14 protein-coding genes and 1 pseudogene are annotated in these 15910 nt (G+C 60.6%); 13 read left to right on the top strand and 2 right to left on the bottom strand.

The window, feature by feature from the left end; genetic code table 11:
• The first annotated feature begins 60 nt into the window (after nt 1-60).
• The 12 genes and pseudogenes from ascN to ACTG2W_RS19490 all read left to right on the top strand — a co-directional run bounded on the left by ascN (nt 61) and on the right by ACTG2W_RS19490 (nt 11655).
• Nucleotides 61-1383 (top strand): SctN family type III secretion system ATPase AscN, encoded by a 1323-nt coding sequence (ascN, locus tag ACTG2W_RS19545; RefSeq protein WP_106842701.1) that lies wholly within the window; start codon nt 61-63, stop codon nt 1381-1383.
• Nucleotides 1380-1841, top strand: a complete 462-nt coding sequence (gene ascO, locus ACTG2W_RS19540) for a type III secretion system central stalk protein AscO (RefSeq protein ID WP_106842702.1) — start codon at nt 1380-1382, stop codon at nt 1839-1841. Before ascN ends, ascO begins: the two co-directional genes overlap by 4 nt.
• 1143 nt (nt 1842-2984) lie before the next feature.
• A pseudogene (gene ascP, locus ACTG2W_RS19535) lies at nt 2985-3371 on the top strand (type III secretion system needle length determinant AscP); the annotation flags it as partial.
• Nucleotides 3368-4294 (top strand): SctQ family type III secretion system cytoplasmic ring protein AscQ, encoded by a 927-nt coding sequence (gene ascQ / locus ACTG2W_RS19530; RefSeq protein WP_106842703.1) that lies wholly within the window; start codon nt 3368-3370, stop codon nt 4292-4294. The pseudogene ascP and the gene ascQ, both read left to right, overlap by 4 nt.
• Nucleotides 4291-4944 (top strand): SctR family type III secretion system export apparatus subunit AscR, encoded by a 654-nt coding sequence (gene ascR, locus ACTG2W_RS19525; RefSeq protein ID WP_005334585.1) that lies wholly within the window; start codon nt 4291-4293, stop codon nt 4942-4944. The genes ascQ and ascR overlap by 4 nt, the downstream gene beginning before the upstream one ends.
• A 1-nt stretch (nt 4945) precedes the next feature.
• The gene (gene ascS / locus ACTG2W_RS19520) at nt 4946-5212 is read left to right on the top strand and encodes a SctS family type III secretion system export apparatus subunit AscS (RefSeq protein WP_005334586.1); all 267 of its coding nucleotides are present in this window, start codon (nt 4946-4948) and stop codon (nt 5210-5212) included.
• The gene (ascT, locus tag ACTG2W_RS19515; protein WP_106842704.1) at nt 5209-5997 is read left to right on the top strand and encodes a SctT family type III secretion system export apparatus subunit AscT; all 789 of its coding nucleotides are present in this window, start codon (nt 5209-5211) and stop codon (nt 5995-5997) included. The genes ascS and ascT overlap by 4 nt, the downstream gene beginning before the upstream one ends.
• A complete protein-coding gene (gene ascU, locus ACTG2W_RS19510; protein ID WP_106842705.1) occupies nt 5994-7052 on the top strand; it encodes a SctU family type III secretion system export apparatus subunit AscU in 1059 nt (352 codons plus the stop codon). The genes ascT and ascU overlap by 4 nt, the downstream gene beginning before the upstream one ends.
• 137 nt (nt 7053-7189) lie before the next feature.
• A complete protein-coding gene (locus ACTG2W_RS19505; RefSeq protein ID WP_106842706.1) occupies nt 7190-8140 on the top strand; it encodes a hypothetical protein in 951 nt (316 codons plus the stop codon).
• Nucleotides 8140-8562: a hypothetical protein gene (locus tag ACTG2W_RS19500; RefSeq protein ID WP_106842707.1), complete on the top strand. Its 423-nt coding sequence runs from the start codon at nt 8140-8142 to the stop codon at nt 8560-8562. The genes ACTG2W_RS19505 and ACTG2W_RS19500 overlap by 1 nt, the downstream gene beginning before the upstream one ends.
• Before the next feature lie 249 nt (nt 8563-8811).
• Complete coding sequence (locus tag ACTG2W_RS19495; protein WP_440016471.1) at nt 8812-10944, top strand: hypothetical protein; 2133 nt, start codon at nt 8812-8814, stop codon at nt 10942-10944.
• 3 nt (nt 10945-10947) lie between these two features.
• On the top strand, nt 10948-11655 hold the full coding sequence (locus tag ACTG2W_RS19490; RefSeq protein ID WP_181281566.1) for a DUF3142 domain-containing protein: 708 nt from the start codon (nt 10948-10950) through the stop codon (nt 11653-11655).
• A gap of 15 nt (nt 11656-11670) precedes the next feature.
• Here the strand turns inward: ACTG2W_RS19490 and ACTG2W_RS19485 are convergent, their stop codons facing one another.
• Entirely contained in the window at nt 11671-12861 is a 1191-nt protein-coding gene (locus ACTG2W_RS19485) for a MalY/PatB family protein (RefSeq protein WP_106842709.1), read from the bottom strand.
• 87 nt (nt 12862-12948) lie between these two features.
• Nucleotides 12949-14520 (bottom strand): maltose/glucose-specific PTS transporter subunit IIBC, encoded by a 1572-nt coding sequence (malX, locus tag ACTG2W_RS19480; protein ID WP_005353570.1) that lies wholly within the window; start codon nt 14518-14520, stop codon nt 12949-12951.
• A 291-nt stretch (nt 14521-14811) separates the two neighbouring features.
• Here malX and ACTG2W_RS19475 point away from each other — a divergent pair, with 291 nt between their 5' ends.
• The gene (locus ACTG2W_RS19475) at nt 14812-15849 is read left to right on the top strand and encodes a Mal regulon transcriptional regulator MalI (RefSeq protein WP_005344074.1); all 1038 of its coding nucleotides are present in this window, start codon (nt 14812-14814) and stop codon (nt 15847-15849) included.
• The last annotated feature ends 61 nt before the right edge of the window (nt 15850-15910 follow it).

The following is a 15910-nucleotide window of genomic DNA, read 5'->3' as shown; positions in this document are numbered from 1 at the left end:
GAAATCCCCGTAGCCCCCCATCCCCTATAGTGGCCACCAGTTTCAATGACGCAGATTGTTATGACCCTCTCCCTCGACCACATTCCCGGCCAGCTTCGTCACGCCATCGACGAGTGCCGCCTGATCCAGATCCGTGGCCGGGTCACCCAGGTGACCGGTACCCTGCTCAAGGCAGTCGTCCCCGGGGTGCGGATCGGCGAGCTCTGCCATCTGCGCAACCCCGACAACACCCTCTCCCTGCAGGCTGAGGTGATCGGCTTTGCCCAACATCAGGCGCTGCTCACCCCCCTTGGCGAGATGTTCGGCATCTCCTCCAACACCGAGGTGAGCCCGACCGGTGCCATGCATCAGGTCGGGGTCGGCGAGCATCTGCTCGGTCAGGTGCTCGATGGCCTCGGAAACCCCTTTGGCGGTGGCCATCTGCCGGAGCCCGATGCCTGGTATCCGGTCTATCGGGATGCGCCGGCCCCCATGAGCCGCAAGCGCATCGCCGAGCCCATTTCGCTCGGTATTCGCGCCATCGACGGCCTGCTCACCTGCGGTGAGGGGCAACGGATGGGGATCTTCGCGGCCGCCGGTGGCGGCAAGAGCACCCTGCTGGCGTCGCTTATTCGCAGCGCCGAGGTAGATGTCACCGTGCTGGCGCTGATCGGTGAACGGGGCCGTGAGGTGCGCGAATTTATCGAAGCGGATCTGGGGGAAGAGGGGCTCAAGAAGGCTGTGCTGGTGGTGGCTACTTCGGATCGCCCGGCCATGGAGCGGGCCAAGGCGGGCTTTGTCGCCACCTCCATCGCCGAGTATTTCCGCGATCAGGGCAAGCGGGTGCTGCTGTTGATGGACTCCGTCACCCGTTTTGCCCGTGCCCAGCGGGAGATTGGTCTGGCCGCTGGCGAGCCACCAACCCGACGGGGCTATCCGCCGTCGGTGTTTGCCGCCCTGCCCCGCCTGATGGAGCGGGCCGGTCAGTCAGACAAGGGATCCATCACTGCCCTCTATACCGTGCTGGTAGAGGGGGATGACATGACAGAGCCGGTTGCCGACGAGACCCGCTCCATCCTCGATGGCCACATCATACTGTCGCGCAAACTGGCGGCGGCCAACCACTACCCGGCCATCGACGTGCTGCGCTCCGCCAGCCGGGTGATGAACCAGATCATCGCGCCCGCGCATCAGGCTCAGGCAGGTCGACTGCGCAGCTGGCTGGCGAAATATGAAGAGGTGGAACTGTTGCTGCAGATCGGCGAATACCAGAAAGGGCAGGACAAGGTAGCCGATGAGGCTATTGCCCGTATTGAGGCCATTCGCCAGTGGCTCAGACAAGGTACTCATGAGCCGAGCTCACTGCCGGAAGCCCTCTCGACCCTGGAGGCGCTGACCCGATGATTGGCCGCCTGCAACGAATAAAAGACCTGCGGCTGGATCGGGCCGAGCAGCAGCTCGCCGTCCAGCAGGCTCGGGTGCAACTCGCCCGCGTTCGCCAACGCGAAGCGGAGCAGGAGAGTCTCGACTATCGCCAGTGGCGCCAAGCCGAAGAAGAGCGGCTATTTGCCATCTGTCAGGCAGAGCAACTCGATCGCAAGGGGCTCAAGGCGTGGCAACAGCAAGTGGCGCTGCTGCGGGAGAAAGAGGCCCAGCTTGAACAAACTGCCGCCGAGCAGGCCGAGCGGGTCGCCGAAGAGCGCATCCGTTTGCAGGATCGCCAGCAGGCGGTACACCGCGCTCGCCAGCAGCAACAGAAATTTGCCGAACTACACCGTCAGGAGCAGGCCTCACAGCAAGCCCTGCGTGACTACAACGAAGAGCAGGAACAGGAAGAGTTCCGCCAGCAGATCAGGATGTAACGAGTCATGAACCGAATCCTCCCGATACAGGGCACAGTGACAGCCCGGGGCGACACCCAGATGGCTGAAGCCAATCGGTCGCAACAGCAGCGTTTCGAGCAAGCGATGCGGCTTGAAGCGGATCAAAAGGCACCCGACAAGTACAGGGCGAATGGCCAGAGCAAGACTCAGGAGCCGCAGCCCCAGCAACTATTACAGACGCAGCAGCAAAAAAAACAGGCAGCCGATACTGTCCGGCAGTCTGATATTGCTGCTTCTCACAGCCAGCCAAAGCATTTACAGACACAACAGCTCATCACAAGAAAGGCATCCGGTTTATCCGGCTCAGCCCTCTCTGGCGTGGCAGCCCGTGACCAGCGGGAAGTCGAGAGAAAAAAATCGCAGCAAACACGGGATGCGCGGGATCAAGATCCGGAGGTCGGGGCCAGCGCAGTGGGGCTACCCGCAGCAGAGCGCGGGTTTGCAGCCCCCCTATCCATGGTAAACGCACAGGCCCAGCAACCGCCCCTCGAGGATTCTGGGCTGCCCGTACCTGAGCGCGAACTTGCAGCCCTCTTATCCATGGTAAACGCACAGGCCCAGCAACCGCCCCTCGAGGATTCTGGGCTGCCCGTACCTGAGCGCGAACTTGCAGCACTCTTATCCATGGTAAACGCACAGGTCCCGCAACCGCCCCTCGAGGGATCTGGGCTGCCCGTACCTGAGCGCGAGTTTGCTGCACCCTTATCCATGGTGAACGCACAGGCCCAGCAACCGCCCCTCGAGGATTCTGGGCTGCCCGTACCTGAGCGCGAACTTGCAGCCCCCTTATCCATGGTAAACGTACAGGCCCAGCAACCGCCCCTCGAGGATTCTGGGCTGCCCGTACCTGAGCGCGAGTTTGCTGCACCCTTATCCATGGTGAACGCACAGGCCCCACGCCCCGAGAAAGAAACGTATGGTTCACAGCAGCATGGCATGCAGACAACCACGCTCACCTCTGGTACGGAACTGCCGCAAGGGGCAATTCAAACAGCCCCTCAACAGGGTGTTGCCTCTCTGGCTGAGGAGAGCGAGCTCGCCGAGCTGCTCGCTAGCGGAACCGCTGCAACCGAGGTGACCGACGAGATACCCGAAGCCAGCGGTCAACCGATCCTTCCACAGGTGAAAACCCCCGGGGATCTGCAGCTCGCCCGGCTTACACCTGCCGAGAGTAATCGGGAACTGGGTCAGCTGCTAGAGCGACTGGCGGTGGATATCTATCAGGAGCTGGCCCGCCCGGAGCGTCCGCCGCTGCTGCGCCTGACGTTGCCACAGCTGGGCGATCTCTCCATTCGCATCGCTCACCACCATGGCGAGCTGCAGATCGAGATTCTCGCCACGGCGCAAGGAGAGCTGCTGCTCAATCAGGGGCGCAGCGATCTGGTCGACCGCCTGCAACGGCTCTATCCCGGCGAGCGAGTCGCCCTCGATCTCTTTAACCAGGCCGACAGTGAGCAGGGCTCGCGCCATAAACGATCCATCTACGAAGAGTGGGATGCCGACGCATGACACCGATTGCCCTCACCTCCGCCTCGCTGGCGGAGTTGACTTTACAGCAGACCCTGAGCCAGTACCGCCAGCACTTTGGCTGGAGTGGCGGCGAGCTTGTCATCACCATCGGTTTGCCGCCTGCGACACTCGATACCCGGCTGCAACTGCAGTGGCAGGGGCTCTCTTTGCCGCTGTTGTGCCACGGCGCAGAGCTGGCGCACTGGCTGGCGCCGGATCTACAACAGGCGGCGCTGTTCAGCCTGCCCGAGCCGCTGCAACTGGCACTGATCGAACGGCTGGGACAACCCCTCGGTGGCCTCAGCTGCTCGGCGCTGACCCGACAGGAGAGTAACGTTCAGACCGATGAGCCAGCCCTGCAACTGCTGTTGCAACGGGAGGGGGCCAGTCTCGCTCTCTGGCTGCCGCAGCCCGATCCCCTGCTGAGCAAGTTGCCACCAAGGCCACGGCAGCAGCGGCTGCCGCTGCCCCTCACCCTCTCCCTGCTGTGGGGCGAAATGGGGCTGACCATGGATGAGCTCGCTACCCTCGCTATCGGCGATGTGCTGCTGCCGCCGCCCCATCCGCAGCTCGGCCAGCAGCTGCTGATCCGCGTGGAGGGTCGCCCCTTTGCCTACTGCCAACCCCATCAACAACATCTGGAACTGACTGCCATGCATAATGCTGCCTCCGCTGAACCCTTCGGCCCGACCGAACTGGATCAACTGCCGATCCAGGTGAGCTTCGAAGTGGGCCGCCAGACCCTGGACTGGCATACCCTCACCAGCCTGCAACCGGGCGCCCTGATCGATCTTGGCACGCCCCTCGATGGCGAAGTGCGCATCATCAGCAACGGCCATTCGCTGGGAGTGGGCCGACTGGTGGAGATCCAGGGGCGCCTGGGTGTACGGATCGAACGCCTCGACAACGAGTCACAGTCATGATCCAGTTGCCAGACGAGCTAAACCTTATCGTCGGGCTGGCGCTGCTGGCCCTGCTCCCCTTTATCGCCGTGATGGCCACCTCCTTCGTCAAGCTGGCGGTGGTCTTCTCGCTGCTGCGCAACGCCCTCGGGGTGCAGCAGATCCCCCCCAACATGGCGATGTACGGGCTGGCGATCATTCTCAGCATTTATGTGATGGCGCCGGTCGGCTTTGCCACCCAGGATTACCTGCGCCAGAACGAGGTGTCGCTGGCGAAAGCCGAATCGGTGGAGAAGTTCCTCGATGAGGGGATTGCCCCCTACCGCGACTTTTTGAAAAAGCAGATCAAACCGCGGGAACACGCCTTCTTTATCGACAGCACCAAGCAACTCTGGCCCAGCAAATATGCCGACCGGCTGGAGCCCGACAGCCTGCTGATCCTGCTGCCCGCCTTTACCGTGAGCGAGCTGAGCCGCGCCTTCGAAATCGGCTTTCTGATCTACCTGCCCTTTATCGCCATCGACCTCATCATCTCCAACATCTTGCTGGCGATGGGGATGATGATGGTCTCCCCCATGACCATCTCGCTGCCCTTCAAGCTGCTGCTGTTTGTGCTGCTCGATGGCTGGGCCCGCCTGACCCACGGGCTGGTCATCAGTTACGGAGGCTAGCATGAGTCACGCCGATATCCTTCACTTCACCAGCCAGGCGCTCTGGCTGGTGCTGATCCTCTCGATGCCACCTGTGCTGGTGGCGGCGCTGGTGGGCACCCTTGTCTCTTTGCTGCAGGCACTGACCCAGATCCAGGAGCAGACCCTGGGCTTTGTCGCCAAGCTGATCGCCGTGGTGATCACGCTGTTTGCCACCACCGCCTGGCTGGGGAACGAGCTCTACAGCTTTGCCGACATGGTGTTGTTCAAGGTACCGCAGATCCAATGACGCTGGAGAGCCTGCAGGCCCAGATGCTGGCCTATACCCTGCTGCTGCCGCGCTTTATCAGCTGCTTCGTGATGCTGCCGGTGCTGAGTAAACAGATGCTGGGAGGGGCGATGATCCGCAACGGCGTGGTCTGCTCGCTGGCGCTCTACGCCTACCCCACGGTCGCCGACACCTTGCCGGATCAGATCGACGGCATGGCGCTGGCCATGCTGATCGCCAAGGAGGTACTGCTCGGCCTGCTGATCGGCTTTGTCGCCGCCATCCCCTTCTGGGCCATCGAGGCGAGCGGTTTTCTGATCGACAACCAGCGCGGTGCCGCCATGGGGTCCCTGTTCAACCCGACTCTCGGCAGCCAGACCAGTCCCACCGGCCTGCTGCTGACCCAGACCCTGATCACCCTGTTCTTTGCCAGCGGCGCCTTTCTCGCCTTGCTGGCTGCCCTGTTCCAGAGCTATATCAGCTGGCCGGTGGCGCACTTTTTCCCCACCATCGACGAGCAGTGGGTCAACTTTTTCTACAGCCAGTTCAGCCATATGTTGCTGCTCTGCGCTTTGCTGGCGGCGCCGCTCTTAATCGCCATGTTTCTGGCCGAGTTCGGGCTGGCGCTGATCAGCCGCTTCGCCCCTTCACTTAACGTCTTCGTGCTGGCGATGCCGATAAAAAGCGCCGTCGCCAGCCTGTTGCTGGTCATCTACATCAAACTGATGATGGACCACGCCTATCAACAGGTGCTGGCGGTGATGGATCCGCTGCAACTGCTGATCCCCATTCTGGAGGCGCGATGAGCGGCGAGAAGACCGAACAACCCACCCCAAAAAAGTTGCGGGATGCCCGCCAGAAGGGGCAGGTGGTCAAGAGCAAGGAGGTGGTCTCCACCGCCATCATCCTCAGTCTGGTGGGCATGCTGATGGCGATGTCCGACTACTACCTCGAACATCTGGGCAAGCTGATGATGATCCCGGAATCCCACCTCAACCTCCCCTTTACCCAGGCGCTCAACCATGTGGTGGAGAACCTGATGCAGGAGATGGCCTATCTCTGCATCCCGATCCTGGCGGTGTCGGCGCTGGTGGTGCTCGTCTCCCACTTCGCCCAGTACGGTTTCCTGCTGAGTGGCGAGTCCATCAAGCCCGATATCAAGAAGATCAATCCTGTGGAAGGGGCCAAGAAGATCTTCTCCATCAAGAGCCTGATGGAGTTCGTCAAATCCCTGCTCAAGGTGAGCCTCCTGAGCCTCTTGGTGTGGGTCACCATAAAGGGCAATCTGCAAGTGATGCTCCAGTTGCCCGGCTGCGGCATGAGCTGCATCACCCCGGTGCTGGGGGGCATGCTGGGCCAGCTGATGGCGGTCTGCGCCATGGGCTTTGTGGTGATCGCCATCGCTGACTACGCCTTCGAACACTACCAGCACATCAAGCAGCTCAAGATGAGCAAGGACGAGGTGAAGCGGGAGTACAAGGAGATGGAGGGGAGCCCGGAGATCAAGAGCAAGCGCCGCCAGTTCCATCAGGAGTTGCAGTCGAGCAACATGCGCGCCGACGTCAAGCGCTCCTCGGTCATCGTCGCCAACCCGACCCATATCGCCATCGGTATCCGCTACGAGCGGGGAGAAACCCCGCTGCCGGTGGTGACTCTCAAATTCACCGATGCCCAGGCGCTACAGGTGCGCAAGATTGCCGAAGAGGAGGGGATCCCAGTGCTGCAGCGCATCCCGCTGGCCCGCGCCCTCTATCGGGATGCCCAGCTCAACAACTACATCCCGGCCGACCAGATTGAGGCGACCGCCGAGGTACTGCGCTGGCTGGAGCAGTGGCGCCAGAGCGAAGGGCCACAGTGGTAGGGCAGTACGCTGCCCGCCTGGCTAAACAAACTGCGCAACACGCGAAAAACTGACAAATCCCCGACCGCTCCCTGATATAGCGCGCCGTCAAGGCTCGGTATCATCCCCTTATCGTCAACCCTGTCGGGAATCACATCATGGCCTTACCAGCAATCGGTGGACACATTCACCTCAACCGCCCAGCATCGCCCCAGCAGACAGAGGCCAGCCCGCTGCTAGCCAAGGGTAACAAGCTGTTCGAACAATCCGTCAAGCGCGGCATCGGCCACTTCCAGAGCAGCGATCTCAAGCAGGTCATCAGCGCCCTGCGCCAGTTGCAAAGCGCCCCCGATAGCGGCAAAGCGCAGCGGGTGCAGGATGCGATCCAGCACTGGGAGCAGCACCACCCCAAAGAAGTGGCTGCACGCGGCGCTCGTCTGAATGAACTGAAGCAGGCCCTGGCAGAACAGGGGGCCATCACCAGAGCCGCCCCGCGACATGAACCGAAAGTGATGGCAGGTGGCACCCAGGCCCTGCTGCAAAAGAGCATGGCCGGACTGGAAAAACTGGGCAGCTACGCCTGCACCGACGCCCAGACCTTTGTCCAGCCCAACAACCCGAGCTATCAGAAGATCATCGGCAAACTCAACGCCTTCGGGCAGGATCCCCAGCGCCTGGCAGCCAACCAGCGCGCCAACAACAGCGCCAATATGGCCGCCATCCAGATAACCAGAAACAAGCAGCCACTCTCCTTGCGCACCATGGAAAACATCGCCAAGGCGGTGGATGACGCCAAGGCCGGTTGCTGCTCGACCCTGGCCTATTCGGCGGCGGCCGAACTGCTGCGCCACAACAGTGACCAGCGGATCGAAGTGCTGGCCCATCGTGGTGCACAAGGTCACGCCCAGACCCACTGCTTTGTGGTGATTGGCCGCGCCGAGGGGAGTGAACTCACCAAGCCGGAAAGCTGGGGGCCACACGCCAAGGTAGTCGACCCCTGGGCCGCCACCATAGGGGCGCCACTGGTCGGTACCCCTGCCCGCCCCCCTATCGCCAACCTGTGGCCGCCCACAGAGTCGGTCTTTGATAACACCCATCGGGAGGATTAATGATGTTCCATGCCATGCTATCAACCCTCGTTCGCCAGCTATCCCTGCCGCAGGAGTGCCTGCACGAAAAGGGGCTGGATCTGCAGGCGGGCCCCTTCAGCCTCCATATTCGCGAGCGGGATCAACTGGTGACCCTGTTTATCCCGCTGGGGGATATCCAGACCCCCTCCCTCGCCGCCATGGCCGACTGGCCTGTGCTGCAACTCAGTAGAGACAGCGAGCAAAGCACCCTGCTCTGGTGTCGCGAGTGGCTGGACAAGCTGGATGTGGATCTCCTGACCGATATGGTCAGCCGCATGCTGCATCAGGCTGAAGCCCTGACCCAAGGCACTGCACTAGCAGCTACCGAGCTCAGCGAGCCCGCAATCGAACCAGCCATATCACGCCCGAACAGCGCTATCCCGACGACCATTCGCGCCTGATTTCGGCGTAGGTTGATAACTGAGCACAGCGCAACCAACACGGGGCCATCACTGATGGTCCCGTTTTTATTGCAGGCCTTACAACGTAAGGCCATCAGCATTCTGTTATCTGCTTGAACGCCCATCATAAACCACTGAAAGGTTGTCGATTGAAACCCACTTGCGTACTATTGCCAGCCATTGTGCTTCAGGCTTCTTGGCTCGTGATTCAAGGAGTTGTCACTCGGCAGATAGTGGATACCTCCTCTTATGAAGATCTTGAAATACTGTTCGGCACTGGCACTCACGCTTGCTGCTTTTCCTTCGGTTGCCTCATTCGACCAAGACGGGTGCAGTTTTTGGCTGACAGACTGTCCATTGCCTGCTTATCCGCTTTTCCTTTCCGAAAATGACACCAAGAGCAACTTGCTGATGCTGCTGGCTGACAAGCAGCGACTCTCCCTTCCCTTTATGCTTCCGGCCGATCCGGCCAACGAACGCGATATGGAACTCTTCTCTCTGCAACGCCTGCCACTTCCCGACGAGTTGGAAGTCCCGGAACTACGTGAACAGCTGGTTAGCCGGCTCACCGCCCATGACGCCTCGCTCCCGACTTTGCTGGAACACTATGCTGGTCGGGATGCCCTTTACGGCCGAGCCATTTCCAACTCGCTGCAATCTGTCAGTCAATTTCTCGATGCCCTTGAGCAGAGTGACCTGTCATCTACCGAGCGCACGCATCTACTCAAAACCCGCTTACAGCTCCTTGGTCAACAGGGAGATAGCCCCCAGTCTTCAGAAGTCACAATGAGCGAGTCTGCCAAGGAGTGGCAGGCTTACCTAGATGCGGCACGCCACTTCTACGAAGGTCATTTCTCCGAGGCATTGACCGGCTTTATGGCTCTGCAAGAGGCAAAAGCACCGTGGATTGCCGAAACCGCGAGCTATATGGTGATGCGAACACACCTTAATGCAGCGGTGAAAGATGCGCAGAGCGAGTATGGTGATACGGATTTCACCAAGAGTGATAAAGAGGCGCTGAAACAGGCCATGACGCAGGGGCAGGCGTATCTGGCCGCTTATCCGCAAGGACGTTACGTCAGCTCGACCAAGGGGATGTTCAGACGCATCAACTGGATGGCGGGTGATCAGGCTTCATTACGCGATAACTATAGCGAAGCGATAGCCGCTGACCACTCCCTGCCGGAACTTGAGGCGCTGGTTAACGAAATAGATCTCTCTTTGCTGAGCGCTGACGCCTATCGCAATGAACTCGCCTACGAGGATAAAACCCAGCCTGAGCTGCTGTTTATCAATGCACTGCGTGGCCTCAGAACTGGCTATGACCAGAAACGCAACTGGAGTGACGAGCAGATCGATGAGGCCATCCAACAGCTGCAAGAGACGGGTAAAACGGAAGAGGCTACCTATCTGCAAGCTTATCGATTGCTGCAGAACCAACAGTTTGATGCTGTACTGGCGCTGTTGCCCAAAACAGAAGGACAAAACGCATCAACCCTGGCGTTCAGCCGCCAGTTGCTGCGAATCTGGGCACAGCAAGGAATGAAGGCGTTTGACCAGGCAGAGCAAGCCCTGATGACGCTCGTAGCGGCACCTCTCACTCAAGCCCAACAGGCATTCGTGGAGAACATGCTGGCAGATCAGTGGGTACGTACCGGCAATACTGCGGCCATTTTCAACAAAGAGAGCCCTGTCACTCAGTTGCGGATACGCACCGTCGTGTTAAAACAGTCGGCCGATCCGGACTTGCTTCGTCAGCAGGCTCGGCAGGCCACAAGCGCCTTGGAAAGACAAATCGCCCTGCATACCTTGCTGGTGAGAGGCCTGATTGCAGAGGATTACGCAACGTTCCTGAAAGACGTGGCACTTATTCCGGCCGACTACAAGGAGGCTACCCCACCCAAGGATGAACCATGGCAACCGGTACCCAACAGAGATGTGCTCTTGTCAGCATTCAAGTGGGGAGGTGAAGGCACACCGCAGGGCTATTACTGCCGTGATTTGGCCTCCACTCTCGGCACACTGCTGCAACACCCCGGAGACGGACACGCACTCAACTGCCTGGGTGAATATCTGCGCAACAAGGATCCCGCGATCAATTTGTGGCAAGGAAAAGAGATGGTTTGGGGATTGTCAAAACCTGAGTCAGCCACCGCGCCAAGCAGGCTAAAGCTATATCAGGCCGTCATGGCCAACCCTAAAGCCGAGCCCGAAGACAAGAGCTATGCCCTTTATAGAGCCATCAACTGCTACGCACCATCAGGCTACAACGGGTGTGACGATCAGGAGATCCCCAAGAGCATGCGGCAAGCCTGGTTCAACACGCTCAAGCAACGTTATGGCAACTCGGTATGGGCCAAATCACTCAAATACTACTGGTAAACCATGCCGCAGCCCCTCGTGCCTAGCCTGCTAATTCTGTTATCGACACTTGCTGCGCCACTTAAGGCAAGTGTCGATGCCAGCAGCTATCACGCATTCTGGCTCTGGTCTGCCACCCGGCATCAGCCAGTCCTGGCACAGGCAACCACCCTCTATTTGCATCAGGGGGAGATCCTGAACAGACCATCCGGCCCCCGTTTTATCAAACTGGGGCGCGCTCCAACACCACTTCAGACCGAACAACTCTGGCTTGTGGTGAGAGTGAATACGCTGCCGCTCTCTGCCGATCACAAAAAGTTGCTGGTCAGGCTGTATCAGGAGTGGCGCAAGGCCGGAGCCAAAGTAACGGGTATTCAGATCGACTTTGATGCAGCTACCCGCCAACTAGATCGTTACGCCACCTCTTTGCAGCAGTTGCGACAAGTGTTGCCGGCAGAGTGCAAGCTCAGCGTAACGGGCCTGCTCGACTGGGCCAAGACGGGGGATGTGGCACAACTCAACAGCCTTCCGGTTGATGAGATAGTGATCCAGACCTATCAGGGAAAACATACGGTACCGGGTTACAGCGCCTATCTACCCGCCATGATGCAGCTCACCATTCCATTCAAGGTTGGTCTGGTGCAGGAGGGCGAGTGGGAATCCTCGTGGCAGGCAAAGCTTGCAACCTCCCCCCACTACCGGGGGGAGGTCGTCTTCTTGCTCAATCGCTAGTCCAGGATATATCCCTTACCCCACCTCCCCCAGCGCGCCGATCAGGGCGTCGAGCCCTTGGTCAACCTTCGAGCGCGGGCAGCCGACGTTGAGGCGGATATAGCCTGTGCCTTCAGGGCCATAGGTGTCGCCGCGCATGATGGCGACCCGGTATTTCTCCACCAGCAAGGTTTGCAGCGCATCCATCCGCTCGGTGGAGTCGATGCCAAGACCGCGCAGGTCAATCCAGGCCAGATAGGTTCCCTCGGGCACCCGATAGTCGATGGCGGGGAAGGCGGCGTTGAGCCGCGCCGCCACATGGGTGAGGTTGCCATGCAGGTAGGCTTTCAGGGCATCGAGCCAGGCAGCCCCATCCCGATAGGCGCTGATATGGGCCAGCACCCCGAGAATGGGCGGCGATGAGAGGCCGTGGGCCGCCTTGAGCCGCTGCAGATAGGCGGCGCGCACCCCGGCGTTGGCGATAAAGGCGTAGGCGCCGCCAAGGGCGGGAATATTGAAGGATTTGGAGCCCGAGCTCACCAGCGCCCAGCCATTGTCCGGTGCCACTTCACTCCACGGCAAGTAGCGGGCAAAGCTCACATCCATATGGATGTCGTCCGAGATGACCTTGACCCCGTGGCGCTGGCAGATAGCTGCCATCCGGCCCAGTTCATCCCGCGTCCAGACCCGGCCGGTGGGGTTGTGGGGGCTGCAGAGCAGCAAAATCCGGCAATCGGGGCGAGCCGCTTGTTGCTCGAAACATTGCCAGTCGATCTGGTAACTCCCCTCTGTTTTTTTGAGCGGACAGGGCAGCAGCACCCTGTCGTTGGCTGCCAGCATATTGCCGAAGGCATCGTAGGCCGGGGTATGCACCAGCACCCCTTCCCCCGGCGCCGACCAGAGGCTCACCAGCTGGGCAATCACATAGATGACCGAGGGGCCGTAAACCAGCGTCTCGGGGTCGAGGCTCGCCCCGTAACGGCTGGCAAACCAGTTGCTCACCGCCCCCTTGAAGTCGTCGTGATTCCAGCGGCTGTAGCCAAATACCCCGTGCTCAAGGCGGGCTGCCAGCGTCTGGCGAATGCAGGGGGCGGTCTCGAAATCCATGTCGGAGATGGTAAAGGGGAGCAGGTCGGCATGGCCAAAACGGTCGGCTACATAGTCCCACTGGGTGCAGTAGGTGCCGTGGCGGTCGACCACGCGGTCGAAGTCATAAATATCGTGCATGAAGTTTCTCCCTCCATAAACAGGAGACATATTGGGAGAGGCAAACAAGGGGGGCTTGCGCCCCCCGTTCGGATCTTATTGGCCGGTTCAGGCCCCCATCAGACTCTGCAGCTGGTTTTTCACCAGATGCACCTGCGGGCCGATCACCACCTGCAGGTTGTGCTCGTCGAGCTTGATCACCCCGATGGCGCCGTTTGCTTTCAATACCTTGTCATCGACCCTGCTCATGTCCTGCACCGACATCCGCAGGCGGGTGATGCAGTTATCGAGCGCGAGGATGTTATCGGCGCCGCCCAGGGCGTTAAGGATGATTTCACCGTTGTAACCGCTGTTGCCGGCCTTCTTGCCTGCGGGCTGGGCAGTCTCGCTGGTTTCAATCTCACGGCCCGGGGTTTTCAGGTTAAAGCGCACGATGGCGAAGCGGAACACGCTGTAGTAGATGGCAAACCAGATGGCGGCCGCGACCGGCACCAGATACCACTTGGTGGCGGTGCCTTGCAGCACGCCGAACACCAGAAAATCGATGAGGTTGCCGTCGGTGTTACCGATGGTGACGCCGAGCAGCCCCATGGTCATGAAGCCCAGACCCGTCAGAATGGCGTGAATGACGTAGAGCACCGGTGCCACGAACAGGAACAGGAACTCCAGCGGCTCTGTGATCCCACCGATGACGCAGGCCACCACGCCGGAGACCAGCAGTGCCTTGATCTTGCCGCGATTTTCCGGGCGGGCGCAGTGATACATGGCGAGCGCCGCGCCCGGCAGGCCGCCGAGGAAGGCTGGCATCTTGCCCTGCGAGAGGAAGGAGGTGGCAGAGACCGAGAAGCCGGAAGTGTCGGCGCAGGAGAGCTCGGCGTAGAAGATATTGAGGGCGCCGCTCACCTCGTGACCGCATACCAGCTGGGTGCCGCCCGCTTCGGTAAAGCGGATCAGCGCCACCAGAATGTGGTGCAGACCGAGCGGCAGCAGCAGGCGCTCACCGGTACCGAACAGGAAGGGGCCGAAGGGACCGGCGTGGGAGATGAGCGCCCCGATGCCATTGATGCCGGCAGCAAACCAGGGCCAGACGAACGGCACGACCAGACCGACCACACCCAGCACCAGCGCGGTGATGATGGGCACGAAGCGGGCACCGCCGAAGAAGGCGAGCGCATCGGGCATCTTGTAGGTGTAGAAACGGGCGTGCAGTTTGGCGACGATCACCCCGACGATGATGGCCCCCAGAATCCCGGTGTCGATGGAGCTGATGCCGAGGATCGATTTCACCCCGTAGGCCTTCTCCGCCGCCGCGTCACCGATGACGTTAGCCACGGTGAGGTAGAAGTTGATGGAGAGGTTGAGCGCCGCATAGCCGACGAAACCGGCAAAGGCCGCGACCCCCTTCTCTTCTCGCGCCAACCCGAGCGGAATGGCCACCGCAAACATCACCGGCAGGTAGATAAAAGCCACCAGCCCTACCTTGGTCATCCAGAGGAACAGCAGTTGCAGCACGGTATTGTCGAGGAAGGGCATGCTCTGCTTGACCGCATCGCTGGTGAGCGAGCTGCCGACACCGAGCAAAATGCCCGAGAAGGCCAGCAGGGCGACCGGCAACATAAAGGTCTTGCCGAGGCTCTGCAGGAACTCCCAGATAGTGGATTTGGCTTGAGGCTTGGCCATGAAACGGCTCCTTGTGAATAGACAGCAATATCTGCGGCTGCCCTCCCCCGCTCGAGGCAATCTCAAAGCAATCTCGAAGCAAAAGGCGCGGGTCAGCATCAGGTTTTGCCGAATGATAAAACGTTTTATCAATTTACAAGTGCCGACAGGATCACAGAATAAGGGGGCTGGCTGGCAGCAGGATCCAAATTTGTGAGCCGGATCGGCCCAATGGTGATGTAACGTTTCACTTGAGCATCTGAGCAGGTATGCTGGGGCCTCGCTTTCAACTGTCCGTCGTCCATTCGCCCTATGTCGCCCAAATCCCTCTCTGCCAAAGCCACCAAGATCACCGACGTCGCCCAGCGGGCGGGAGTGTCGGTCACCACCGTCTCCATGGTGCTCAACGGCAAGGGGCGCATCTCCCCGGCCACCGCCGAGCGGGTGCAGCAGGCGATAAAAGAGCTCGACTATGTGCCCAACAGCGCCGCCGCCAACCTGCGCAGCCAGCAATCCAATCTGGTGGGGCTGATCCTGCGCGACATCACCGACCCCTTCTATACCGAGGTGACCGCCGGGGTGAGCGAGGTGCTGGAGCAGCAGGGCTATCTGCTGTTTCTGACCCAGTGCGGCCACAGCCCGGAGCGGCTGCAGCAGAGCATCCACTCCCTGTCACGGCAGGGGGTGGCGGGCATCATCTTCAATCCGGTGCGCGGCGCGGCGGCCAAAACCCTGGAGACCCTGCTCGACTCCGAGCTGCCGGTGGTGTGCGCCGCCCGCTCCTACTATCGTGATGACGTGGACTTTATCGGCCCCGACAACACCCACGCCGCTAAACAGGCCACCACCTACCTGATCGAGCAGGGGCACCGCCATATCGCCTACGTCGGCGGGCGAGCCGACTCCCTCACCCGCGCCGAGCGCATCGGCGGCTACTGCGCCAGCCTGCTGCAATATGGCCTGCCCTTCAAACCTGAGTGGGTACTGGAGTGCGAGCGCACCCAGCGCAGCGCCGCCGACACCATCGCCCAGCTGCTGCACCAGCACCCCAAGGTGACCGCCGTGCTCTGCCACTACCCCGAGGTGGCGCTCGGCGCCATCTATGGTGTCGAGGCGAGCGGCCGCACCGTGGGCAAGGATAACTACATCGGCCAGCAGGTGGCCCTGCTCGGTTTTGACGACGTGGCGGAGGCCGAACTCACCTCCCCCGCCCTCACCTTTGTCAGCTCACCGGCCCGCGAAATCGGCCGACAGGCGGCGAGACGACTGCTGACCCGGATGCAACAACCCGAGCTCGCTCCCAACCGCCATATCATCACCCCCAACTTGCAGAAGCGAGAATCAGCCTGAACTGGCTGGACAAGCCCGAGCTCACCCCAGCCGCCATATCATCACCCCCAGCCTACAAAAG

The sequence above is a fragment of the Aeromonas sp. 96A genome (genome assembly GCF_051919165.1).
Lineage (GTDB): Bacteria > Pseudomonadota > Gammaproteobacteria > Enterobacterales > Aeromonadaceae > Aeromonas > Aeromonas veronii.
The sequence above is the reverse complement of the archived record's forward strand: the minus strand, read 5'-3'. Positions and strand labels throughout refer to the sequence as shown.

Coding starts and splice junctions, on each gene's coding strand:
- ascR (WP_005334585.1), top strand. CDS start 4,291: ATGATCCAGTTGCCAGACGAGCTAAACCTTATCGTCGGGCTGGCGCTG.
- ACTG2W_RS19490 (WP_181281566.1), top strand. CDS start 10,948: ATGCCGCAGCCCCTCGTGCCTAGCCTGCTAATTCTGTTATCGACACTT.
- malX (WP_005353570.1), bottom strand. CDS start 14,520: ATGGCCAAGCCTCAAGCCAAATCCACTATCTGGGAGTTCCTGCAGAGC.
- ascT (WP_106842704.1), top strand. CDS start 5,209: ATGACGCTGGAGAGCCTGCAGGCCCAGATGCTGGCCTATACCCTGCTG.
- ascQ (WP_106842703.1), top strand. CDS start 3,368: ATGACACCGATTGCCCTCACCTCCGCCTCGCTGGCGGAGTTGACTTTA.
- ascN (WP_106842701.1), top strand. CDS start 61: ATGACCCTCTCCCTCGACCACATTCCCGGCCAGCTTCGTCACGCCATC.
- ascU (WP_106842705.1), top strand. CDS start 5,994: ATGAGCGGCGAGAAGACCGAACAACCCACCCCAAAAAAGTTGCGGGAT.
- ACTG2W_RS19505 (WP_106842706.1), top strand. CDS start 7,190: ATGGCCTTACCAGCAATCGGTGGACACATTCACCTCAACCGCCCAGCA.
- ACTG2W_RS19500 (WP_106842707.1), top strand. CDS start 8,140: ATGATGTTCCATGCCATGCTATCAACCCTCGTTCGCCAGCTATCCCTG.
- ACTG2W_RS19475 (WP_005344074.1), top strand. CDS start 14,812: ATGTCGCCCAAATCCCTCTCTGCCAAAGCCACCAAGATCACCGACGTC.
- ACTG2W_RS19495 (WP_440016471.1), top strand. CDS start 8,812: ATGAAGATCTTGAAATACTGTTCGGCACTGGCACTCACGCTTGCTGCT.
- ACTG2W_RS19485 (WP_106842709.1), bottom strand. CDS start 12,861: ATGCACGATATTTATGACTTCGACCGCGTGGTCGACCGCCACGGCACC.
- ascS (WP_005334586.1), top strand. CDS start 4,946: ATGAGTCACGCCGATATCCTTCACTTCACCAGCCAGGCGCTCTGGCTG.
- ascO (WP_106842702.1), top strand. CDS start 1,380: ATGATTGGCCGCCTGCAACGAATAAAAGACCTGCGGCTGGATCGGGCC.